The sequence below is a fragment of the Ruegeria sp. O6 genome, from assembly GCF_056535045.1.
The window spans coordinates 584550-607175 of record NZ_JBQERM010000001.1; the positions used below are offsets into that span (position 1 = coordinate 584550).

Here is a 22626-nt window from a genome sequence, read left to right on the forward strand (position 1 = left end):
ACCTCGGAACGGGCCGACACCTAAACCAGCTTAGTTGCTGTAATTTTTGGCGTCATCGCAAACCACCTCGGGATTCATCGCGCTTGAGAATTCGTGGCAAACAAGCCATCCTGCAAACAAGTTTTGTCGACTCGCGCGTTTGTGACCGCCGGGATGGACACCAATTGTTTCTGAAATGCACGAGGCTTTCGCCATGTCCCAAGTTTTCCCTTTTCTAACTCAGGTCCGCAATCCAATCGCCACCGCATTATTGCTGATATCCCTGGGACTGGCCCAACCTGCAACTGCACAGGACGAAGGGGCGGCACCGAAAGTTACGATTGCGGCCGCCTACACCGAGGAAATCACCGACGAGGCTTCCTTCATAGGGCGCGCTCAGGCGATCAATAAGGTCGATATCGTGGCCCGCGTGAACGGTTTTCTCAACAGCCGGAATGTCGAGGATGGGGCTACGGTCAAGGAAGGCGACCTGTTGTTCACCATCGAACCTGACCTTTACGAGGCGACATTGGAGGCCCGAAAAGCCGATCTGAACCGGGCCGAGGCAAATCTTGAGTTGGCCAAGGTGGACCTGGCGCGTAAGGAAGAGCTTTACAAGCGCGACGCGACACCTGAATCCGAACGCGACATCGCGCGGGCCAACGAACTGGTCGCCGAGGCTCAGGTCAAGGCCGCAAATGCAGCGATCCAGCAGGCCGAACTGGACCTCAGCTATACACAGATCCACGCGCCTTTTGATGGACGTATAGGCAGCATCACCACCAGTGTCGGTGATGTGGTCGGCCCGACCAACCCGCCGCTGGTGAACATTGTAAGCGAGACGCCGATCTATGTGAATTTCTCGCTCAACGAAAAACTCTTTACTTCGGTTCTTCAGACCGTTGGCGCAAATTCCGCTTCTCTTGCGGACAGCCCGCAAAGCCCCAATGTGCATATCACGCTGCCAAATGGAACAAAGCTGGATGAAACGGGCAGGATCGTATTTGTTGACAATCGTATCGACCCGTTGACCGGCGCGATCACAATGCGCGCCCAGTTCGAAAATGCCGACCGTTTGATCCTGGACGGTGCATTCGTGAATGTGCAGATCGAAGCGTTGCAACCGACCTTGCAAGTTCTGGTGCCGCAAGCTGCGCTGCAACGCGACCAGCGCGGTGACTTTGTGCTTGTAGTAAACGACAAACAGATGGTGGAGCAGCGATACATCACCACAGGCAACACGGAAGGTACCGCCATCATCGTTACCGAAGGTTTGCGTGAAGGCGAAAGCGTGATTGTCGAGGGCCTGCAACGGGTCCGCCCCGGCGTGGCTGTTGACGCGGTCGTCGCCTCTGAACAGCCGGGAGAGTAATCGATGTTCTCAGCCCTGTTCATCAGCCGGCCAAAGCTGGCGTTTGTCATCTCGCTGGTGCTGACCATCATGGGTGGCATCGGTTATCTGGTGCTGCCGGTCGCGCAGTTCCCGGACATTACCCCGCCCGTGGTCAACGTCTCCACCAAATACACCGGCGCAAATGCGGAGACAGTGGAAAACACCGTTGCCGCACCGATCGAGGCGCAGGTCAACGGTGTGGACGACATGATCTACATGACGTCCAGATCGTCTGACAACGGCTCGTATTCGTTGGACGTAACCTTCGAAGTTGGCACCGACCCCGATATCGCCTCGGTCAACGTGCAGAACCGGGTGGCGCAGGCAATGTCGTCGTTGCCCGCCGAAGTGACATCTTCGGGCGTTGTCACACAAAAATCGTCGACCAATATGCTGATGCTGGTCACGCTGACCTCGCCCAATGGCACCTATGACAGCGTGTTTCTTTCCAACTATGCCTCAATCAACCTGCGCGATGCGCTGGCGCGTGTGCAAGGCGTGGGTAAGGCTGATGTTCTGACCAACCTTGAATACGCCATGCGGGTCTGGATGGACCCTGACAAGATGGCAGCCCTGTCCATCACACCAGGCGATGTAATCAACGCGATCCGCGAACAGAATATCGAAGTGTCCGCCGGTTCGATCGGTGCGCCACCTGTTCCCGAAGGCCAGACCTTTCAATACACGATCAAGTCCAAAGGGCGACTGACATCCGCCGAAGAATTTGGCGATATCGTGATCCGTACCGGAGATGCCGGCGCAATTGTCCGCGTAAGGGACATCGCCCGGGTTGAGCTTGGCGCACAGTTCTACTCGGCGTCCGGTTATTTTCAGTCCGTGCCGGCCACCGTGATCGGCATCTATCAGGCCCCCGGCGCAAACGCCCTCGCCGTTTCAGAGCGCGTGCAGGCGGAACTGGAGCGGCTGTCCCGCGCATTCCCGTCGGATGTCGAATATGATGTCCCCTTCAACACGACCGACTTTGTCGAAGCCTCGTTGAATGACGTTGTTTCCACACTGATCCTGACCTTCACACTTGTGATCTCGGTCGTTTTTGTGTTCCTCGGCAGTTGGCGTGCCACGATCATTCCGGCGGTTGCCATCCCGGTCTCACTGATTGGCACGTTTGCTTTCTTGCTGGCCTTCGGCATGTCGTTGAACACGATCTCGCTGTTCGCGCTGGTATTGGCCATTGGGATCGTGGTTGATGACGCCATCGTCGTGGTCGAAAACGTCGAGCGCATCATCGCTGATGAGGGGCTGCCCCCAGCCGAAGCCACCCGTAAGGCGATGGGGCAGATCACAGGCCCGGTCATCGCGACCACGCTGGTATTGCTGGCGGTATTCGTGCCCGTGACCTTCATGCCGGGCATCTCAGGGCGGCTGTACTCTCAGTTCGCTGTCACGATCTCGACCGCTGTTGTGATCTCGTCGATCAACGCGCTGACACTGTCGCCCGCGCTGTGTGGGCTGGTCCTTAAGGCCCGCTCAGGGCCGCCCAAAGGGCTGCTTGCACTGTTCGAAAACTTCATTGGTGGCGTTCGCAACGGCTATGTCGCCATTGTTCGCAAACTGCTTGTCTTTCCGGCTATCGCGCTGGCCATCGTGGTTGGGCTCGGCATGGGAACAGGGGCAATCATGTCGAACACGTCCGCCGGGTTCATCCCGCTGGAAGACAATGGCTATCTCTTTGTCGACGTGCAACTGCCTGACGCCGCGACGCTGGAACGGACCGAGGCCGTGACAAAGCGCCTTGATGACCAGATACGCGAGATCCCGGGTGTGTCCAGCACCGTTCTGATCAATGGCTTCTCATTGCTGAACGGCACAATCACCAACGGCGCTGCGATCTTCGTGAACCTCGACAACTGGAGCGAACGGCAGGAGGAAAACCTGAGCGCCGAAGCCATTTTGGCTAAGGTGCTGGCCATCGCGAATAATGAGACCGCAGCCTCGACCGTTGCCTTCAACCCGCCACCAATTCAGGGTCTCGGCATGTCGGCCGGGGTCGAGATGGAGGTGCAGCAAACCGGTGGCGGTTCACCGCAGGATCTGGCATCGGCTGTGGGGTCGTTTGTCTATTCGGCCAACCAACGACCCGAGATCGGGCAAGCCTATACGACATTCCGTGCCAACGTTCCGCAGCTGTTCGTGGATCTGGACCGCGAGAAAGCCAAGACACTGGACGTCTCGGTGGCTGAAATCTTCCAGACCATGCAGGCCCAGCTGGGGTCGTATTATGTCAACGACTTCAACCTGTTTGGTCGCGTCTATCGCGTAATGATCCAGGCGGAAGGCAGCTATCGCGACAATGTCGATGACATTGCCAGCCTCTATGTGCGTTCACAGAAGGGCGACATGGTGCCATTGGGTACCCTGATTGACGTGGAAAACGTTTTGGGGCCGGTTCTGCTGAAGCGGCATAACCTGTTCCGGTCGGCAACGGTGACAGCGGTGCCAGCGCCGGGCCTGTCCAGCGGCGATGCGATCACAGCGATGACAGAGGTCTCTGCTTCGGCTCTGCCGCCGGGATACTCGTTCGAATGGACGGGAACGGCACAACAACAGTTGGCGTCCGGCAGCTTGGTGATCGTCATTCTGGGGCTGGCTATCCTATTCGGTTACCTGTTTCTGGTTGGACAGTATGAAAGCTGGACTATGCCGGTCTCGATCCTGCTGTCTGTGGTCGTGGCCCTGTTCGGGGCGGTGGCCGCGGTTGCCATCGTTGGCAGTGACATAAACCTCTATACGCAGATCGGTATGATCATGCTGGTGGGCCTTGCTTCGAAGAACGGCATTCTGATCGTCGAGTTTGCAATGGAACAGCGCGCCAAGGGTCTTTCGATCAAGGACGCTGCCGTCGAGGCAGCTCATCAGCGGTTCCGCGCTGTCATGATGACCGCCCTGTCTTTCCTGCTAGGCGTCGTACCGCTGCTGGCTGCCAATGGTGCGGGTGCGGCCAGCCAAAAAGCCATCGGTGTCGCCGTGTTCGGTGGCATGTTGGCCGCGACGCTGGTTGGCGTAATCGTGGTGCCTGTCCTCTACGCTCTGATGCAAAGCATGCGCGAGTGGCTGAAAGGCAGTAAAAACGATCCCGGCCCTTCAGAAGAAGCGGCCTGATCCGATCAAAGCCCCGCCCATCAGCGGGGCTTTTTTCTGGTGTCAGTCTGATCTTTCCCGCCGCCGTTCAGAGAGTTCGCGGATCACCACCTTTGCCTCTGGTGTCGGTGCCTGCTCGACCCGGCGATAATCCGATCCATCCCGGTTCCGTGTCAGCAGCCCACATGAAATCATGGTCCGGCGCAGGGTTGCAGGGTCATCAAAACAATGTTCGGCATTGAGGCACGTGTTGACCTCACCCTCTTGCAGCACCGCGGCTGCCGGTACCGCAGACCAGAGCCCCCACAAGGACAAAGTCTGCACCAATCGTTTTGACGGCCATTGCCGAAGTCTGCCTTGTGCGTCGAACAGGTGCAATGTGCGCTCAACCGTGCGCATGTCAGCAGCCGGTTGTTTCGGGCGGGCCTCGATCCGCCTGGCAGCGGCACTGGTGGCGCGCATATGTTGCACGTTCTGAAACCCGGCGGCACGAGCGACCATATTCATCAGGGTCAGGTGCGACGGGCTGGAGTCGCCAAGTTGTTGGGACAGGATACGCACGAATCCGGTCAGATCATCGGCGTGCAAGGGTACAGGAGTTTTGCTCATCACAAATCCATATCGGGCGTTTTGCGCGATCGTTGGTCGCTGACTTGACGAAACAACGCCCTGATGGTTGCGATAGTTTCACATACACTGGCAGGTTTAGCACTCTGGGTAAGAGCAGCGACGCCTCGGTGTCTGCCGACCGTATCCAACGGCTAGCACAACGCTCATCACCCGCCAAGAGGATAGAAAGATGGATCAGGTCGAGCCGGGGGCCAGCCGTTCAGCCATCCAGCCGTCGATCCGCGCGATCTGCTCGGCATTCAGTCGCAAGCCCAGCTTGTTGCGCCGCCAGACGACATCTTCGGCGGTCCGTGCATATTCCTTGTCGATCAGCCACGCGACTTCCCGCGCGGTCAGGGTTGCGCCAAAATCCTCGCCCAGATCAGACGGCTGCTGCGCATCGCCAAGGACCTCTGTTGCTTCGGTTCCATAGGCCCTGATCAAGCGTGCAGCCCAGGCGGCACCCAGAAACGGATACCTGGCCAAAAGCCGATCAGTCAGGGCTTCAACAGCATCAACCGGAAAGTCACCGCCCGGAAGCGTCACACCGGCGGTCCAGGGGCCCGGCATATTCGGAAAAAATTCACCAACCTTCTCCAGAGCACTTTCCGCAAGCCGTCGATAGGTGGTGATCTTGCCGCCAAACACGTTCAATACAGGCGCCCCACCCTGCGCATCGACCTTCAGCGTGTAATCCCGCGTTGCGGCGGTGGCACTGCTGGCGCCGTCATCATAAAGCGGCCGCACACCGGAATAGGTCCACACAACATCTTCGCGGGTCACAGCGCGCTTGAAATACTTCGATGCGAAAGCGCACAGATACTCCTGCTCGGCCTCGGTACAGACGGGTTTCGTGTCAGGGTCTGGGTGATCCTGATCCGTTGTGCCGATCAGGGTAAAATCCTGCTCGTATGGTATGGCGAAAATGATGCGGCCGTCTTCGCCTTGAAAAAAATAGCACTTGTCATGGTCATACAGCCGGGGCGTCACAATATGGCTGCCCCGAACAAGCCGAACACCCTCGCGTGAGTTGACACGGATCTTGGTCTGGATGATGTCACCGACCCAAGGGCCACCCGCGTTGATCAGCATTCTGGCCCGGACAAGACGGGTTTCGCCGCTGTTGCGATTACGAATGGATATCTGCCAAAGGTCGTCCACCCGCTCGGCCGAAATCACCTCGGTTCGCACCATGATCTGCGCACCGCGCGCCTCGGCGTCGCGGGCATTCAGGACCACCAACCGTGAATCTTCGATCCAGCAATCAGAGTATTCATAAGCCGTTTCGAACTTGTCCTGTAACGGGACGCCTTCCGGAGCCGATCGCAGGTTCAGTGATGTGGTGCCCGGCAGAATTTTGCGGCCACCCAGATTGTCATACATGAACAAACCCAACCGGATCAGCCAGGCCGGACGCCGCCCCCGCATCCACGGCATGACCGTGCTGAGCAGCCGTGAGGTCGGCGTTTCCGAGTCAAACCGCATGTCCTTGTGGTAGGGCAGCACAAAGCGCATCGGCCAGCTGATATGCGGCATCGCACGCAACAGGGTTTCACGCTCGATCAGGGCCTCGCGCACCAGACGGATCTCGAAATACTCCAGATACCGTAACCCGCCATGAAACAATTTTGTCGAGGCTGATGACGTGGCCGAGGCCAGATCATTCATCTCTGCCAAAGCAACTGACAGCCCGCGGCCAGCAGCATCCCGTGCGATGCCGCAACCATTGATCCCGCCACCGATGATAAAAAGGTCCGTTGTCTGAACGTCCGCTGACTGCATGCCAATGATTCCTTGTCAGGATGGATGATAGGCATTTGCCAGAACATTCTTCGTATGGTCAATGTTTATGTTCGAATTTCTTCGTTTTGCAACGCTGTCCTTATATTTTCGCATGCCGTTCTTGCAAAACCGGCTAGAAAGAACAAAAACGAAAGAAACACTTCAAGTCTGGAAACACCCATGTCGCTGTCTTTCCGCCAATCTGACATTCTGGACATTGCCGGGGCCGAAGGCCGCGTCACCGTTGACGGGTTGGCCGAAAGATTTGGTGTCACGGTCCAGACGATCCGGCGCGACCTGACCGAGTTGGCCGAGGCAGGTAAACTGGATCGGGTGCATGGCGGCGCGGTTCTGCGCTCGGGCGTTTCCAACATAGGATATGAAGACCGCCGTGCCCTGAACGCCGACGCCAAGACCCGTATTGCACAGGCTTGCGCCATCGATATCCCCGACGGCGCATCGATCTTCATGAACATCGGAACCTCGACCGAGGCCGTGGCGCGGCAATTGCTGAACCACAAGAACCTGATGGTTGTGACCAACAACATGAACGTCGCAAACATTCTGATTGAGAATCTGGATTGTGAGGTCGTCATGGCCGGAGGCGTCCTGCGGCGCACAGACGGCGGGTTGATCGGAAATCTGACCGTTTCGACCATTCGGCAATTCAAATTTGATCTTGCCGTTATCGGCTGTTCAGCTTTGGACATTGACGGAGATCTTCTGGACTTCGATTTTCAGGAGGTACAAGTCAGCCAGACCATCATTGCGCAGGCACGCCGCACATTTCTGGTTGCCGACCATTCAAAGTTTCACCGCTCTGCCCCGGCGCGCATCTCTTCTTTGGCTGAAATCGACGCGATCTACACGGATGCGCCGTTACCTGGCGATCTGCACCTGCGCAGTCAGGAATGGCAAACGGACATCGTCCTATGTAGCTAGCGGACATTAAGAATAGTCCCCAAATTACCGCGTCGCTTGCCAGATGCCACCCGGCCTGACACTATCGTCTGCATAAGGATATGTGCACGGGAGGGGAGCACCGGGCCATGATTGCGCTTTTATTTGCATTACTTACTGCCACGATGGGGCTCAACTATTTCAACATGACGAAGGCAGGCAATGCGCTGTTCTTCCTTACGATTGCCCTGAGTATCTACTGGTTGAAATTCCACGCCACCAGTCAGTTGACAATTCAGCTTTGAGGGCCTCGTCATGACACCTGAACTGTCCCGTACACTGAACGCGATCGGAATGCTGGCTGTCTGTCTTGTTCTGGCGCTGGCGTTCTTCTATCAACTTGTCCTTTACGAACTACCCTGCCCGCTTTGCCTGTTGCAGCGTGTCGGCTTTGTTGCTGTCGGCGTCGGGCTGGGCTTGAACCTGCTGTATGGCGCGCGACCGCAGCACTATGCCATCATGCTGATTGCCGCTTTGTATGGCGGCAGCGTTTCGATCCGGCAAATCCTGTTGCACATTGTGCCGGGAACCGGCCACTACGGTTCGCCCGTTCTGGGGCTGCACTATTACACTTGGGCGGGCATCGCCTTTTTCCTTGTCCTGCTGGGTACGTCGTTCATGCTGCTTTTTGATCGCCAATACGACTCGGGCGCGACCAGCGAGGGGCGATTTGGGGGAAACAAGCTGGCCAAAACCGCCTTCTTTGTCATGCTGGCACTTGCCGTACTGAACGCCGGTTCAACTCTGCTGGAATGCGGACCGGGCGTTTGTGATGACCCGCCCACGGATTACAAGTTGATTGACGAACTGAAAACGAATGATTGAGGATACCCTAACCTTCCCCTGATGGAGGCACACAAATGGGACTATTGGGCCAGCCGCTGGGCTATTATGACTATCTGACATTGGTCGCGCTGATCCTGCTGCTTGCAGCAGTTATGGCGCTGTTCCTGTTCATTATGGGCCTTCCGGGGCGGATCGCGATCAAACGTAATCATCCCCATGCCGAAGCCGTAAAGATCATGGGATGGATGGGGTTTTTGGCTGTCGTGCCTTGGGTTCACGCCTTCATGTGGGCTTTCCACGATGGCGTCACGGTCGATATTCGCCGCGGCCCGGACGAGGAAAAAGATGCCATCCGCGATGAAATCAAACGCCTGGGCGGTAGGGTCAAACCCGAATACCAGGATCGTCTGGACACAGATGACACACAACCCAGTTAAGACCGAAGGACCCTAATTCCTATGTTCGTCGCCCTCGGCATCACGCTGTTCTACATCATTTTCGTCTGGCTCATTTTTTTCAAGCTGGAATGGCTGAAGTTCAACATTGCCTGGGGCATTGTTTCGTTCTGGGTGGGTGCACACCTGCTGTTGATCTTCCTTGTGGCATTGCGCTTCTTTCAGCCGTTTTCAGCAGACAGCCACGTGGTACGTTCGACCATACAGATCATCCCCAAGCTGACACAGCCGACGATTCTGTCCGAGGTTCTTGTTGAACCGAATACACCGGTCGCAAAGGGCGATCCGCTGTATCGGTTCGATGATACGGTGTTTTCGCTGGCGGTCGATAATGCGCAGGCCCAGTTGGTGGCGGCACAGCAGAATGCCAAAATCCTTGAACAGGATGTCATTGCGTCGACCGAAGCTGTCGAACGGGCCAATGCGCAATTGGCCTATGCGCAAACCCAACAGGCGCGGTATGAGAATCTTGTTCCGGCCGGAGGCGCCCGTCAGGACGATCTGGATCGATGGAACGAACAGGTGACGGAAGATCAGGCCGCCGTCAAACAGGCTGGGGCCAACCTGACCAAGGCTCAACTGGCGCTGGAATCGCAGATTGACGGCGTGAACACGGGCATCCTTCAGGCGCAGGCGCAATTGGCCGAAGCCGAGTATTTTCTGGAAAACACAACAATCTATGCGCCTGAAAATGGCATGATCGTCTCACAGCAGGCCCGCCCCGGATTGGTAGTCGGTGACGTCCGGTTGGGTGCGATTGCCAGCTTCGTGACTGATGAAAGCCCTTATATCCTTGCCACATTCCGCCAGCAGAACCTGAAATTTGTCGAACCGGGACAAGAGGTCGAAGTCGCGCTTGATCTTTATCCCGGTGAAATCCTGACGGGCAAGGTCGAAGCGATCTGGTGGGCCACCCGTCAAGGGCAACTCATCCCGTCGGGCCGCCTGCCCGGTTTCGAGCTGCCCAAACTGCCCGGTCGGATTGCGGTTCAGATCACCGTCGATGTGCCGGAAGACCACATCTTCCCAGCGGGCGGCCATGCCGCTGTGGCAATCTATACAGGCCAGGGCAAAAGTTTTGAGTTTCTGAGGCGCATCAACATCCGCCTTTATTCCTTCGCCAACTTCATCCGACCCCTGGATATCTGAGGATGCGCGCCATGACACTCCGCAGGTTGTTGGGAACCGCCATTTGCGCCGCCACTCTCGCGGCTTGCACACCCGTTGGACCGGATTTTGTGCGCCCCAATTCACCTGTCGTAAAACAATGGATTGAGGTCAACAACCCCAGCGCCGGTCAAAGCGGGCTGACCTCGCGCAGTGCGCCTGTCGTGAAATGGTGGCAGACATTCAATGATCCGACCCTTAACAAACTGATTGCCGAGGCCTACGCCCAGAACCTGACACTTCAGGTCGCTGGTGCGCGGGTTTTGCAGGCGCGCGCGCAACTGGGTATCGCCTTTGGCGAGCTTTACCCGCAGTCGCAGGCCATTGGCGGCTCGCTTGAACGGCGCCAGATCAGCGACAATCTGGGGCCAATTTCGGATGTCAATCGCGTCATCCCGCTGGATACCGAGTTCTCGACCTCGCAAGTCGGCTTCGATGCCCAGTGGGAGTTGGACGTCTGGGGCGCCCAGCGGCGCGGTGTTCAGGCGGCGCGATCCAACCTGGCCCTGCAAGTGGCAAACTACGACGACGCGTTGGTTACGCTGACCGGGGACGTCGCCGCGCTTTACGTCAATATCCGGGCGCTGCAAGAGACGCTGGCAATTGCGCGCGAGAACATCAAATTGCAGCAGGACTCGGCAGACCTGACTCAGCTGCGGTTCAACAATGGCGTCACCACGGAACTGGACGTGCAGGAATCCACCGCCCTGTTGAACAACACTAAGGCGCTGGTACCCGAACTGGAAAGCGACCTGCAACAGACCAAGAACGCGCTTGCGGTGTTGTTGGGCACGACACCTTCACGCATGACCGGTCTGCTGGGCAATACCGGCCGCATTCCATCGGCCCGGGCAAATGTGGCAGTGGGCGTTCCCGCTGAATTGCTGCGCCGCCGCCCGGATGTACGCGCGGCTGAACTGGCGGCAGCCACGCAATCGGCACAAGTGGGCATCGCGATGGCGGACCTGTATCCCCAATTCATCCTGTCAGGCGCAATCGGTCTGCAGGCATCCGGTGGGCGCGATCTGTTCAGCGGTGGCAGCACCACCGGTCTGGCCAGTGCCGGTGTGGTCTGGAATGTGCTGAACTATGGCCGCATCAAGAACAATGTTCGCGCGCAGGACGCCGCTTACCAGGCGCTGATTGCGAATTATCAGAACACTGTGCTGACCGCTTATTCCGAGGTTGAAAGTGCCATGGTCGCTTATGCGCAGGCACGCAAGCAGGTCGGGTTCTATCAGCAAAGTGTCGAGGCCTCACGCAAAGCTGCCGAAATCGCCGTCAACCAGTATACAGACGGCATTGCCGATTATTCGCGTGTTCTGAACACCCAGACCGCGCTATTGCGATCACAGGCCAACCTGATCGAGGCGCGGCAGCAAGTATCCAGCAACCTGGTGGCGGTTTACAAGGGCCTGGGCGGCGGATGGCAAATCCGTCAAAATCAGGAATTCCTGCCTGAAACCGTTCTGGCCGAGATGGCCTATCGCACGGATTGGGGCGATCTGCTGCAGAAAACCCCAACCCGCGCGAGCCTGAATTAGGTGCTATTTGGTTAACCCGCGCAACCCGCCCGAGATCAGGATATTGACCTCATAGAGGATGCGGGGCGCGGCCAGCCCGCCGGGGCTGGCCAGATAATTCGGGCTCCATTCCGGATCGAACTTCTGCTTGAACGCACGAAGACCCTCAAAATGGTAGAACTGTTCGCCATGTTCGTAAACGAACCCTCCAATCCGGTTCCAAAGCGAGGCAAGCTGACGGTTCTCAATCCCTGAGAACGGTGCGGCACCCAGTGAAAACCAGTGAAAACCCTGCTGCGCACCCCAATCCATCATGTCGGCGAAAAGAGCGTCCATGACGAAACTTGGGCTATCGGGTTCATAGCGCATAAGGTCCAGTGATAACTCGGATTTATTTCCCCCTTGGAACAGGTTGGCAAAGGCCATGATCTTGCCGGTGTTGCCATCACGCAGGATCGCATGATCGAAATAGGACAGGTATTGATCATCAAATCCACCCAGCGCAAAGCCCTTTTCTGCACCGGCCTTTTGCGCAAGCCAGCGGTCTGAAATCCCACGCAAGTCTGGCAACAGAGGCGCCAGTTCTTCTTTCGGAATGATCTCGAACACATATCCTTCGCGCTGAGCACGGTTCTTGGCCTGTCGGAACCGCTTGCGCGACTTTCCGTCCAGCGAGAAGTCGTGCAATGACACCCGCGCAACCTCACCAATCTTCAGGATCGACAGTCCAAGATCCAGAAAAGTCGGCAGATATTTGGTCGAGACACTGTAGAACGCGCAGAGTTTACCTTCGCGATCCGCCATTTCCCGAAGTTGCCAGATCAGTTGCTGCCCGGCCCTCTCGTCACCAACAGGTTCTCCTTTTGAAATCAGCGCATTGCCCGTGTCGGCGTAGGCGATAAACGCGGTCTCATCCGGTGAGATCAGGAATTGCTTGTCGCCGGTAAGCGAGATCTGGGATTCCGTATCCTCACTCTCCATCACCAGCCGCTCGACAACTTTTGGGATTTCAACCCGCTGTGGTGTCGGTATCTCACGCCCGAACAGAGAGTTCACGGCAACAATGCCCACGATCACGGCCACAACAAGGCTGGACCGCAGAAAGCGCGAAGCGTCACCGTTCCAGGCAAACTGCCACCACAGATCGTTTTGGTATTCGACATGCGAATATGCAAACAGCCCGATCCAGAAAATCACCGCCAGCAGAACCACGACACTGATCAGCCATGGGATGTTCAGCCGAAAAATCGACGCACCACTGACCCGGTAGAACGCGCCACGAAACATGGCCAGCAAACCAATCGTTCCCAGCATCGAAAGCGCTTCGTGGATGTCGAGCCCTTTTGCAAGCGACGCAAAGAACCCTGCCCCCATCAACACCATCGCAACAACCCATGCCCGGTAGAGCTTGCGGAACAACCCGCGCGAGACCAGCAACAGCAACACGCCAACGACGCTGCCTGCAAGATGCGAAGCCTCGACAAACGAAAGCGGCAGCAGATCTTTCAGCGTGCCGAGCTTTTGCGCCCCAGCTGGCAAAGCGCCCGACACGAGCAAGATCACTCCGGCCACTGCGGCTACTCCGGCCGCGACCATCGGAACCATGGGACGGATCACGCGATAAACCCAGATCGCGGCACCGCCGATCATGTGTCTTTGGGTCAAGGCAGATGCAACAGCAATGGAAAGGCTGGCGACTGCAAATGGCAGAAAAGTGTAAACCACCCGGTAAAGCAGCAACGCAGCAATCACATCCGAACGGCCTGACGCCCCCAGACCGGCAATCAATGTCGCCTCAAACACGCCGATCCCACCCGGCGCATGGCTTAGGATCCCAACGGCAATGGCGGCGATATAGATCGTGAAGAAATACGGGTACCCGACACCCAGATCATCCGGCATTAAAACGTAAAGCACCATGGATGCGCCAAACAGGTCGCCAATGGCAGCCAACGTCAGCAGGCCCGCCAGTTTCCCGCCGGGCAGATCGAAACCGACGCCTGCAACAGCCAACCGCCGGCCACCGCTGGACAGCCAAATAAACATCGCGACAAATGCAGCCAGCAAGCACAATCCTATGATGGTTTCGGCCGTTTCGCTGACGGGCATCACCTTGGATATTCCATCCGGGTGCAGGGTCAGCAATAAGCCCAAAATCAGGATCAGACCCATCCAGAACGCCACCCACGAGGTCGCGATTACACCAGCCACCCGGCCAAGGTCCAAGCCAAGCGACGCGTATATCCGATACCGGATCGCGGTTCCCGTGATGTAGGAAAACCCAAGGCAGTTCGACACCGCGTATCCGCTGGCTCCGGCCATCCCCGCCACAGGTAACGGCACCTTGCCATCTGCCACGCTCTGTACCGCGAACACATCATAAAGCGACAGCGACAAAAAGCTGAACGCTGTCCAGCATATCGCAAAAAACATCAGTTTCCATGATGTCGCCGAAATATCGGTCTGGACATCCGACCATTTCACATGGGCCGACAGATCGTGCAAAACCGAAAGGGCAATCCCGGTAATAACGACCGGTAACGCGATGCGCAGCCAAGGTTTTTCCAGCAGGGCAACAAGTCGTTCGGCCCATTGTCCGGCTAAAGGCCCGTCGCCTTTTTCAGATGTCGTCATGCCGTAAGCCTTCCGGATATACTGAACCCTTAGACAGCAAGCGGCCTACCTTAGGGTAAGCCGCACCCTGTCTGCTCACAAACTCTGGCACAAGTCGCATTCATCTCAAAGCACTAGAGCCGCCCCTTGCGCGTTGACAGCAGCAGGTTCGTTTCCGAACGTGTAACGCCGTCGATCTTGCGAATTTGAAACAAAACCTCGTCCAGTTCGGCCAGAGTTTCCGTACTGATTTCCGCAATCAAATCCCAACTGCCGTTGGTCGAATGGACCGCCGTGACCTGCCGCATGGCTCCGATCCGGGACATCACGCGCTCGGTGCCGCGCCCCTCGATTTCCAGCATCATCAGCCCACGTACCGGGCTTTGTGCCAGATCCCGACGCGTCAACACGGTAAAACCGACGATCTCACCGGATTGCTTGAGCCGTTGCAAACGGCTGCGCACCGTCGTGCGGGTCACACCAAGCGTTTCCGACAGCTCTGACAGGCTGGCGCGCGCGTCGCGCTGCAATGCGCCCAGCAGACGACTATCCAATTCGTCCATATCACTTTCCCATTAAGGAACTTCCTGAACCATTTTGAGCATTTTGTGCTCTTCACGCAAGACACAGTGACGGCCTAAATGAACCACATGGAACGCAAAAACATCATTTTAGTCGGCGCGCCGATGGACGCCGGAAAACGGCGTCAGGGTTGCCGAATGGGTCCCGACGCATATCGCGTGGCCGGGCTGGATCAGGCCTTGACCGATCTTGGTCACTCCGTTTGCGATTGGGGCAACGTACAACCTGAAGAAACCGGCTTGCCTGAGCATCCGCACCTGTTCGCGCTGCCCGAATGCATCGGTTGGACACAAGCGCTGAGCAAGGCCGCATTAACAGCGGCTGAACAGGGCATTCCAATCTTCATGGGCGGCGATCACGCATTGTCCATGGGAACCGTGACCGGGATGGCCGCCTATGCTGCTAAGGTCGACCGCCCACTGTTCGTTCTGTGGCTGGATGCCCATAGTGACTTTCACACCCCCGACAGCTCAGACAGCGGCAACCTGCATGGCACACCCGTCGCCTATTTCACAGGAAGGTCGGGATTCGAGGCGCTTCCGCCCTTACCCGCTGTCGTGCCAACGGACCGAGTCGGCATGATTGGCCTGCGCTCTGTCGACCCGGCGGAACGTTTGGCGCTGGAACAGGACCGCGCCATGCTGGCCGACATGCGCAGCATTGACGAACATGGGATCAAGGCGCCGTTGCTGGCGTTCCTGGATCGCGTGAAAGCCGAAAACGCTCTTCTCCACGTCTCGTTGGATGTTGATTTCCTGGATCCGGCCATTGCCCCTGCCGTCGGCACCACTGTTCCCGGCGGTGCGACCGAACGCGAGGCTCATCTGGTCATGGAACTGCTGCATGAAAGCGGACTGGTCAGTTCTCTGGATCTTGTCGAACTGAACCCGTTCCTGGATGAACGTGGCCGCACCGCAAAACTGATGGTCGATCTGGCCGCCTCACTTATGGGCCGTCGCATCTTTGACCGCCCCACCCGGAGTTTCTGATGACCCAACCTTCTGAAAAGGCGCTCGTGCCTTTCGTGTCCGTCGACAACATGATGCGGCTGATTCACCACATAGGTGTCGAACAGATGATCGTACAGATCGCCGATCAGATCGAATCCGATTTCAAACGGTGGGAAAGCTTTGACAAGACCCCGCGCATTCCGGCGCATTCACCCCACGGAGTGATTGAACTGATGCCCACCTCGGATGGGGAGGCATATGGGTTCAAATACGTGAACGGACATCCCAAAAACACCTCCGAGGGTCTGCAAACTGTGACCGCATTCGGATTGCTGGCGGATGTTTACACCGGGTATCCCACTCTGCTGACCGAAATGACGATGCTGACTGCATTGCGCACGGCGGCGACGTCCGCTCTGGTCGGGCGCTATCTTGCCCCAAAGAATGCCACGACCATGGCCATGATCGGCAATGGGGCGCAGTCCGAATTCCAATGCCTCGCTTTCAAGGCAATGTGCGGGATCGACACTGTCCGGCTTTACGATACCGATCCCGGTGCAACAGCGAAATGCACCGCAAACCTGCAAGGCAAAGGCCTGACGGTCATCCCATGCAAGACGCCGGAAGACGCTATTGAAGGTGCTCAGATCATCACCACTTGCACGGCCGACAAGAAATACGCCACCATCCTCACCGACAACATGGTCGGCCCCGGCGTCCACATCAACGCCATCGGTGGCGATTGTCCCGGCAAGACTGAATTGCATCGGGATATCCTGCTGCGCTCGGACATCTTTGTCGAATACCCCGAGCAAACCCGGATCGAGGGCGAGATTCAAGCGCTGGATGCTGATCATCCCGTGACCGAGATGTGGCAGGTTATGACCGGAGCTGTCAAAGGGCGCACAGACGACCGCCAAATCACCCTGTTCGACAGTGTTGGCTTCGCGATCGAAGATTTCTCAGCCCTGCGCTATGTCAAGCAGGTGATCGAAGGCACTGCGTTCTTTGAGCCTCTGGACATGTTGGCCGACCCGGACGATCCGCGCGACCTGTTCGGAATGCTGATGCGGGCCGGTTAGGCGCGCCTAAGGGGGCTCTGCCCCCGCCGCCCGTGCCGGACGCCTCCCCCGGGATATTTATTGGCCAGATGAAGCAGGGGATCCGTTCTTCATCTGGCTTTAAATATCCCGGAGCGCGAGGCAGAGCCTCGCATCCTACCTACCCCGCAAGCGATGGCAGGTAGAGTACAATACCAGGGAAAGCCACGAGCATTGCTATGGTCAGCGCGTCGGCCACGAAAAAGGGTGTCACACCCCTGAAAACATCCTGAACACTCAAATCCGGTCGCACCCCGGCGACGACAAAGCAGTTGAGTCCGATGGGCGGTGTGATCAGGCAGAATTCGGCCATTTTGACGACCAGAATTCCAAACCAAATCGCGCACATCGGCCCGGACATGCCAAACGCACTGTCTGCAGCACTGACCGTTTCACCACCGTTCAGCGCCATGACCGCCGGATAAACAACAGGCAAGGTCAAAAGAAGCATTCCTATCGCATCCATGAACATGCCAAGCACCGCGTAAGCCAGCAGAATGCAGATCAGGATCATCATGGGTGACATTTCAAGGCTGGTTATCCAGTCTGAAAAGGCGCCGGGAAGATCTGCAAACCCTAGAAACCGCACATAGATCAGAACGCCCCAGATGATCGAAAAGATCATTGCGGTAAGCTTGGCCGTCTCCAGCAGCGCGGATTTAAACTCGCTCCAACGCATCCCGTGAAACAGGGCGAAGCAGAAGACAATGAAAGCGCCGATTGCGCCGCCTTCCGTCGGCGTGCCCCACGCTTTTTCACCAAATGGGTTATAGACAAAGCAGATGATGATCAGGATGACGGCGACAATAGGAATGGCTCCGGGAAGGGCCGAAAAGCGCTGTTTCCATGTAAAGCCTGTGACCGGGGGACCGACGGATTTGAAAATCACGGCGATCCCGACAATCAGCACGGCATAGATGATCGCGGAAAACGCACCCGGAATGAACCCCGCCAAAAGCAGCTTACCGACATCCTGCTCGACGATGATCGCGTAGATCACCAGAATGGCCGATGGTGGGATCAACGAGGCCAGCGTTCCTCCGGCGGCCACCACACCGGCAGCAAAGCGTTTGTTGTAGCCGACCTTCAGCATTTCCGGGATCGCGATGCGGGCGAAGACGGCAGAGGTGGCAACCGAGGCACCCGAAACCGCGGCGAAACCGGCGGTGGCGAATACGGTTGAAACCGCCAACCCTCCGGGAACCCAGGCGACCCAGCGTTTGGCAGCTTCAAACAACGCCCGCGTGAGACCTGCATAATAAGCCAGATACCCGATCAGGATAAAGGTCGGGATCAGGCTAAGAGTATGAGAGGCAACTTTGGAATGCGGCACTTGCCCGGCGGTTTTGACCGCAACAGTCAGCGCTTTACCGAACCGCGCCGGATCATACCCAAACTTGGCCCAAAAAATCCAAACAAGTCCAATTAGCCCGGCCAAGCCCGCAGCGAAGGCCACGCGCATGCCGACCACGACAAAGACCAGAAGCCCGCCCGTGACCCAGAGGCCAATTTCTATCGTGTCCATAAATCAGTCCTGCCCTTCGAACTGTTCGGCCTCAGCCGCTGCTTGTGCTGCCGCGTCCTGTATCAACGGAACGGCCACCGGAGCTTCCAGTCCCAGCCATAATGCGCGGCCATAGCCCCAAGCCTGCAAAGCAAGCCGCAGGCACAGTACGGAAAACGCGATGGGGGCCAGTAGTTTCGCCGGCCACAATGGAATTCCGATATCAATGGAACTGTCGCGGCTCCACAATGGTGCGCCCAAGTCAAAGGAGCGGTCGAAGTGAGACCAACTGCCCCAAACCAGTGCAAGCATCAGAAGCAGGATCAAAACCACCGAGACAAGTTCGAACAGCCACAACCCTCTGCCGTGAAGGCGCGACAGAACGATGTCCATGCGGATGTGGCCGCCATCGCGCTGAACATAAGAAATGCCCAGAAATGCGATCAGTGGCATCGCCTGTTCGATCCAGTCAACATATCCCGGCAATGGGGCATTCAGAGCATTGCGCCCACTGACCGAGATAACGGCCAGGACCATCAAGCCAAATACTGCCAAACCGCTGATGAGCGCCAGAAAACGCTCCAGTTTCAACAACTGCTGATCCAGCTGGCTCAGACGGCTTCCGTCCACCAGCACTGTGGCCTGTCCTGCCATTCTAGTGTTCCCCAATATTCGTGTACCGGGTGCCTGGCAGGCACCCGGGCTCAGGATCAGTTGCCGCCGCGCTGTTGCGTCAGCGTCATCTGCACGAGATCATAAAGATCCTGCGCTGGCAGCCCCTGTTCCGTCATTTCCGCGATCCACTTTTCACGGATCGGGTCGGCTGCTTTGGTGCGGAATTCTGCAATCACGGCATCATCAATCATGACTTTCTGGACACCCTTTTCTTGCAGAACGCTGTCCCATTGCTCGAGCAATCCGTCGTAATTTGTCAGGTAGTGGTCAATCGCCTCATCAATCGAGCTATCCAGCGCCTCGCGATGCGCGGCTGGCAGGGCCTCATAGGCGTCAATGTTGACCACGACCGGGCAGTTTACCGTTCCCGGGTTCAGGTTTGCCGTCCACCAGTCGGCTTCGTTGATTGTTCCGAAAGACAGGTGTGCGTGCTGGGCAAAGGCCACGGTGTCGACGACACCGGATTCCATGGCATTGAACGCCTCGGTTGCGGGAACTGATGTCGGAACACCTCCGACCGCCTCGAAGGCTTGCCCCAAACCGCCAGTTGCACGGACCCGCATTCCGTCAAAATCAGCCAGTTCATCGCGCGGCTCGCCAGTGCCGACCAGATTATATTGCGGCATCGGTGAGGTCATGATGATGCGGGCGTTCCATTGCGCCATCTCATTCTTGACTGCGGGGTGGTCATAAACCGCATGACTGACCGCCACCTCCTCCTGCAGGTTGTTCACGCCAAGGAAGGGCAGCTCCAGAACAGTAATCGCGCGGTTTTTGTCGCGGTGGTAACCTGCACAGAACTGAGCCATCTCGAAGGCGCCGATTTCAATGCCGTCCAGATTTTCGCGCGGCTTGGACAACCCGCCATAGCTGACATTGATGGTGAATTCACCACCGGTTTTTTCGCTAACAAGTTCGGCCAGTTTTTCAACATGTTCAGTGAAGGCACGACGCTTACCCCAGACCGATGCGTTCCACTCAGTAGCAAAAGCTTCACCGACAAAGGCAAAGCTCAGGGCGGCGACAGCGGCGCCGCTCAACATCTTTTTCATCATTTGATCTCCCATTGATGCGCCTCCTCCCGAGGCGCTTGAGGATCAAGCTAGCGCCAACATTCTACTGTGCCAACCCTGCCTTGGTTTTCCGCTGGTATCAGAAGAAGTTCCCGATTGGATTGCGCATGCAGGAAAACCAGGTGTTCGTGAACTGACCCCCGCATGTGTCAAGTACTGCAAACAGGGCATGTGTTACACCTATCCATTTACTTTAAAAAGATTTTTACGAAATTTGCGCTTTTTCTTTACTAGATGTGGCCGCAGTTAGAAATTTTTTTACAAATAAATTCAGGGATTCCGGCAATTTATTTATTTATTTTCAGAACTCGGTAATATTCGACCTTGGGGAGGAACGGGATCGACATTGCCGGACCAAGTGGCAAAAAATGTCCCAACGCAATCCAGTCCAGAGGGAGGAGCCTCAAAAATGACCACCGCTGCCCAGGCAGATGCCAAGACCTATCCGCCATCCGCAGAAACCGTCGCCCGTGCGCATGTTGATGCCGAAAAATATGCCGACATGTACGCCGCTTCGATCAGTGACCCCGACGCATTCTGGGGCGAGCAAGGCAAGCGCGTTGACTGGATCAAACCCTTCGCCCAGGTCAAAGACGTTAACTACGATTTCGGTTCGGTTAAAATAAACTGGTATGCTGATGGCACCTTGAATGTCTCGGCCAACTGTCTGGATCGCCACCTGAAAACCCGCGGTGATCAAACGGCAATCATCTGGGAACCGGACGATCCAAATGACCCGGCTCAGCATATCTCTTACGCAGAACTGCACCGCCGCACCTGCCGCATGGCCAACATCCTTGAATCTATGGGTGTGCGCAAAGGCGATCGCGTCGTCATTTATCTGCCTATGATCCCCGAGGCCGCTTATGCCATGCTGGCCTGTGCGCGGATCGGCGCAATTCACTCTATTGTTTTTGCGGGCTTCTCGCCGGACGCACTGGCTGCCCGGATCAATGGCTGTGACGCCAAGGTTGTGATCACAGCGGACGAGGCTCCGCGCGGTGGTCGGAAAACGCCGCTGAAATCCAATGCCGACGCGGCGCTGCTGCACTGCAAGGATACGGTCAAGTGCCTTGTCGTCAAACGGACCGGTGGCCAGACCACCTGGATCGACGGTCGTGACTTTGACTACAACGAAATGGCCCTTGAGGCGGACGACTACTGCGCGCCTGCCGAAATGAGCGCCGAAGATCCGTTGTTCATCCTATACACCTCCGGCTCGACAGGTCAGCCAAAAGGCGTTGTTCACACAACCGGCGGTTATCTGGTTTACGCCGCAATGACGCACGAGATCACCTTCGATTATCACGAAGGCGACGTGTATTGGTGTACTGCGGATGTGGGCTGGGTGACCGGCCACAGCTATATCGTCTATGGCCCCCTGGCCAATGGTGCGACCACGCTGATGTTTGAAGGCGTTCCAACTTTCCCCGACGCGTCGCGCTTCTGGCAGGTTTGCGAAAAACACAAGGTGAACCAGTTCTACACCGCGCCCACAGCGATCCGCGCCCTGATGGGTCAGGGCAAAGAGTTTGTCGAGAAATGCGACCTCAGCGATCTGCGCACTCTGGGAACCGTGGGTGAACCGATCAACCCCGAAGCCTGGAACTGGTACAACGAAGTGGTCGGCAAGGGCAAATGTCCCATCGTGGATACATGGTGGCAGACGGAAACCGGCGGTCACCTGATGACCCCCCTGCCCGGCGCCCATGCAATGAAGCCCGGATCGGCAATGAAGCCGTTCTTTGGCATCGAACCAGTGGTGTTGGATCCGCAGTCCGGCGTCGAGATCGAAGGCAATGGTGTCGAGGGTGTGCTCTGCATCAAAGACAGCTGGCCCGGCCAGATGCGCACCGTCTGGGGCGATCATGAGCGGTTCGAAAAGACCTATTTCTCGGATTACAAAGGCTACTACTTCACTGGTGATGGTTGCCGTCGCGATGAGGATGGCGACTACTGGATTACCGGGCGCGTGGACGATGTGATCAACGTGTCCGGCCACCGCATGGGAACGGCCGAGGTGGAAAGCGCACTGGTAGCACACGCCGCCGTCGCAGAAGCCGCTGTTGTCGGATATCCTCATGAAATCAAGGGGCAAGGCATCTATTGCTATGTCACTTTGATGAATGACCGTGAACCAAGCGAAGAGCTCCGCAAGGAGTTGCGCACCTGGGTCCGGACCGAGATCGGACCGATCGCCAGCCCCGATGTGATCCAGTGGGCCCCGGGCCTGCCCAAAACACGCTCGGGCAAGATCATGCGTCGCATCCTGCGCAAGATTGCCGAAAACGATTTCGGTTCGCTGGGTGACACTTCGACACTGGCCGACCCGTCGGTGGTCGAAGACCTGATCGAAAACCGCGCGGGCAAGTGAGG

The 22626-nt window shown here is 57.1% G+C and carries 18 protein-coding genes; 11 read left to right on the forward strand and 7 right to left on the reverse strand.

The window, feature by feature from the left end:
- Positions 1 to 193 precede the first annotated feature (193 nt).
- On the forward strand, positions 194 to 1351 hold the full coding sequence (locus ACR0DY_RS02915) for an efflux RND transporter periplasmic adaptor subunit (protein WP_480481277.1): 1158 nt from the start codon (positions 194 to 196) through the stop codon (positions 1349 to 1351).
- A gap of 3 nt (positions 1352 to 1354) precedes the next feature.
- Complete coding sequence (locus tag ACR0DY_RS02920) at positions 1355 to 4492, forward strand: efflux RND transporter permease subunit (RefSeq protein WP_480545639.1); 3138 nt, start codon at positions 1355 to 1357, stop codon at positions 4490 to 4492.
- A gap of 42 nt (positions 4493 to 4534) precedes the next feature.
- On the opposite strand, the gene ACR0DY_RS02925 is transcribed toward ACR0DY_RS02920, so the two are convergent.
- A complete protein-coding gene (locus tag ACR0DY_RS02925; protein ID WP_480545640.1) occupies positions 4535 to 5080 on the reverse strand; it encodes a DUF2087 domain-containing protein in 546 nt (181 codons plus the stop codon).
- 195 nt (positions 5081 to 5275) lie between these two features.
- Positions 5276 to 6862 carry a glycerol-3-phosphate dehydrogenase gene (glpD, locus tag ACR0DY_RS02930; RefSeq protein WP_480537676.1) on the reverse strand — a complete coding sequence of 529 codons (1587 nt, stop codon included), beginning with the start codon at positions 6860 to 6862 and terminating at the stop codon, positions 5276 to 5278.
- A 180-nt stretch (positions 6863 to 7042) separates the two neighbouring features.
- Here glpD and ACR0DY_RS02935 point away from each other — a divergent pair, with 180 nt between their 5' ends.
- The 6 genes from ACR0DY_RS02935 to ACR0DY_RS02960 all read left to right on the forward strand — a co-directional run bounded on the left by ACR0DY_RS02935 (position 7043) and on the right by ACR0DY_RS02960 (position 11774).
- Positions 7043 to 7804, forward strand: coding sequence for a DeoR/GlpR family DNA-binding transcription regulator (locus ACR0DY_RS02935; protein WP_480897783.1), 762 nt, complete (start codon positions 7043 to 7045; stop codon positions 7802 to 7804).
- Between the two features lie 107 nt (positions 7805 to 7911).
- Positions 7912 to 8067: a DUF5993 family protein gene (locus ACR0DY_RS02940; RefSeq protein ID WP_209595994.1), complete on the forward strand. Its 156-nt coding sequence runs from the start codon at positions 7912 to 7914 to the stop codon at positions 8065 to 8067.
- 10 nt (positions 8068 to 8077) lie between these two features.
- Positions 8078 to 8647, forward strand: coding sequence for a disulfide bond formation protein B (locus ACR0DY_RS02945; RefSeq protein WP_480545643.1), 570 nt, complete (start codon positions 8078 to 8080; stop codon positions 8645 to 8647).
- Between the two features lie 35 nt (positions 8648 to 8682).
- Positions 8683 to 9045, forward strand: coding sequence for a DUF3302 domain-containing protein (locus tag ACR0DY_RS02950; protein ID WP_267366156.1), 363 nt, complete (start codon positions 8683 to 8685; stop codon positions 9043 to 9045).
- A 21-nt stretch (positions 9046 to 9066) separates the two neighbouring features.
- Entirely contained in the window at positions 9067 to 10212 is a 1146-nt protein-coding gene (locus ACR0DY_RS02955) for an HlyD family secretion protein (RefSeq protein ID WP_267366155.1), read from the forward strand.
- Positions 10213 to 10223: 11 nt separating this feature from the next.
- Positions 10224 to 11774 carry an efflux transporter outer membrane subunit gene (locus tag ACR0DY_RS02960; protein WP_480545644.1) on the forward strand — a complete coding sequence of 517 codons (1551 nt, stop codon included), beginning with the start codon at positions 10224 to 10226 and terminating at the stop codon, positions 11772 to 11774.
- 3 nt (positions 11775 to 11777) lie between these two features.
- Here ACR0DY_RS02960 and mprF read toward each other — a convergent pair whose 3' ends face one another.
- Together mprF and ACR0DY_RS02970 are read right to left on the reverse strand one after the other, a co-directional pair.
- The gene (mprF, locus tag ACR0DY_RS02965; protein ID WP_480545645.1) at positions 11778 to 14387 is read right to left on the reverse strand and encodes a bifunctional lysylphosphatidylglycerol flippase/synthetase MprF; all 2610 of its coding nucleotides are present in this window, start codon (positions 14385 to 14387) and stop codon (positions 11778 to 11780) included.
- 113 nt (positions 14388 to 14500) lie between these two features.
- A complete protein-coding gene (locus ACR0DY_RS02970) occupies positions 14501 to 14929 on the reverse strand; it encodes an Lrp/AsnC family transcriptional regulator (RefSeq protein WP_209504154.1) in 429 nt (142 codons plus the stop codon).
- Positions 14930 to 15016: 87 nt separating this feature from the next.
- Here ACR0DY_RS02970 and rocF point away from each other — a divergent pair, with 87 nt between their 5' ends.
- On the forward strand, positions 15017 to 15937 hold the full coding sequence (gene rocF / locus ACR0DY_RS02975) for an arginase (RefSeq protein ID WP_480481293.1): 921 nt from the start codon (positions 15017 to 15019) through the stop codon (positions 15935 to 15937).
- Positions 15937 to 16980, forward strand: a complete 1044-nt coding sequence (locus ACR0DY_RS02980; protein WP_480481295.1) for an ornithine cyclodeaminase — start codon at positions 15937 to 15939, stop codon at positions 16978 to 16980. The genes rocF and ACR0DY_RS02980 overlap by 1 nt, the downstream gene beginning before the upstream one ends.
- A gap of 139 nt (positions 16981 to 17119) precedes the next feature.
- On the opposite strand, the gene ACR0DY_RS02985 is transcribed toward ACR0DY_RS02980, so the two are convergent.
- The 3 genes from ACR0DY_RS02985 to ACR0DY_RS02995 are packed head-to-tail and all read right to left on the reverse strand — an operon-like array spanning position 17120 to position 20229.
- On the reverse strand, positions 17120 to 18523 hold the full coding sequence (locus ACR0DY_RS02985; protein WP_267364043.1) for a TRAP transporter large permease: 1404 nt from the start codon (positions 18521 to 18523) through the stop codon (positions 17120 to 17122).
- Between the two features lie 3 nt (positions 18524 to 18526).
- Entirely contained in the window at positions 18527 to 19156 is a 630-nt protein-coding gene (locus tag ACR0DY_RS02990; protein ID WP_480481297.1) for a TRAP transporter small permease, read from the reverse strand.
- Positions 19157 to 19212: 56 nt separating this feature from the next.
- Complete coding sequence (locus ACR0DY_RS02995) at positions 19213 to 20229, reverse strand: C4-dicarboxylate TRAP transporter substrate-binding protein (RefSeq protein WP_480481684.1); 1017 nt, start codon at positions 20227 to 20229, stop codon at positions 19213 to 19215.
- Between the two features lie 430 nt (positions 20230 to 20659).
- On the opposite strand from ACR0DY_RS02995, the gene acs reads away from it, so the two are divergent.
- Positions 20660 to 22624, forward strand: a complete 1965-nt coding sequence (gene acs, locus ACR0DY_RS03000; protein WP_480481299.1) for an acetate--CoA ligase — start codon at positions 20660 to 20662, stop codon at positions 22622 to 22624.
- Positions 22625 to 22626 lie beyond the last annotated feature (2 nt).

Bases quoted from the DNA above. Each gene is read 5' to 3' on its own strand.
- ACR0DY_RS02980 (WP_480481295.1), top strand. From the start codon at position 15,937: ATGACCCAACCTTCTGAAAAGGCGCTCGTGCCTTTCGTGTCCGTCGAC.
- ACR0DY_RS02915 (WP_480481277.1), top strand. From the start codon at position 194: ATGTCCCAAGTTTTCCCTTTTCTAACTCAGGTCCGCAATCCAATCGCC.
- mprF (WP_480545645.1), bottom strand. From the start codon at position 14,387: ATGACGACATCTGAAAAAGGCGACGGGCCTTTAGCCGGACAATGGGCC.
- ACR0DY_RS02995 (WP_480481684.1), bottom strand. From the start codon at position 20,229: ATGAAAAAGATGTTGAGCGGCGCCGCTGTCGCCGCCCTGAGCTTTGCC.
- glpD (WP_480537676.1), bottom strand. From the start codon at position 6,862: ATGCAGTCAGCGGACGTTCAGACAACGGACCTTTTTATCATCGGTGGC.
- acs (WP_480481299.1), top strand. From the start codon at position 20,660: ATGACCACCGCTGCCCAGGCAGATGCCAAGACCTATCCGCCATCCGCA.
- ACR0DY_RS02950 (WP_267366156.1), top strand. From the start codon at position 8,683: ATGGGACTATTGGGCCAGCCGCTGGGCTATTATGACTATCTGACATTG.
- ACR0DY_RS02920 (WP_480545639.1), top strand. From the start codon at position 1,355: ATGTTCTCAGCCCTGTTCATCAGCCGGCCAAAGCTGGCGTTTGTCATC.
- ACR0DY_RS02955 (WP_267366155.1), top strand. From the start codon at position 9,067: ATGTTCGTCGCCCTCGGCATCACGCTGTTCTACATCATTTTCGTCTGG.
- ACR0DY_RS02990 (WP_480481297.1), bottom strand. From the start codon at position 19,156: ATGGCAGGACAGGCCACAGTGCTGGTGGACGGAAGCCGTCTGAGCCAG.
- ACR0DY_RS02935 (WP_480897783.1), top strand. From the start codon at position 7,043: ATGTCGCTGTCTTTCCGCCAATCTGACATTCTGGACATTGCCGGGGCC.
- ACR0DY_RS02945 (WP_480545643.1), top strand. From the start codon at position 8,078: ATGACACCTGAACTGTCCCGTACACTGAACGCGATCGGAATGCTGGCT.
- rocF (WP_480481293.1), top strand. From the start codon at position 15,017: ATGGAACGCAAAAACATCATTTTAGTCGGCGCGCCGATGGACGCCGGA.
- ACR0DY_RS02985 (WP_267364043.1), bottom strand. From the start codon at position 18,523: ATGGACACGATAGAAATTGGCCTCTGGGTCACGGGCGGGCTTCTGGTC.
- ACR0DY_RS02960 (WP_480545644.1), top strand. From the start codon at position 10,224: ATGACACTCCGCAGGTTGTTGGGAACCGCCATTTGCGCCGCCACTCTC.
- ACR0DY_RS02940 (WP_209595994.1), top strand. From the start codon at position 7,912: ATGATTGCGCTTTTATTTGCATTACTTACTGCCACGATGGGGCTCAAC.
- ACR0DY_RS02970 (WP_209504154.1), bottom strand. From the start codon at position 14,929: ATGGACGAATTGGATAGTCGTCTGCTGGGCGCATTGCAGCGCGACGCG.
- ACR0DY_RS02925 (WP_480545640.1), bottom strand. From the start codon at position 5,080: ATGAGCAAAACTCCTGTACCCTTGCACGCCGATGATCTGACCGGATTC.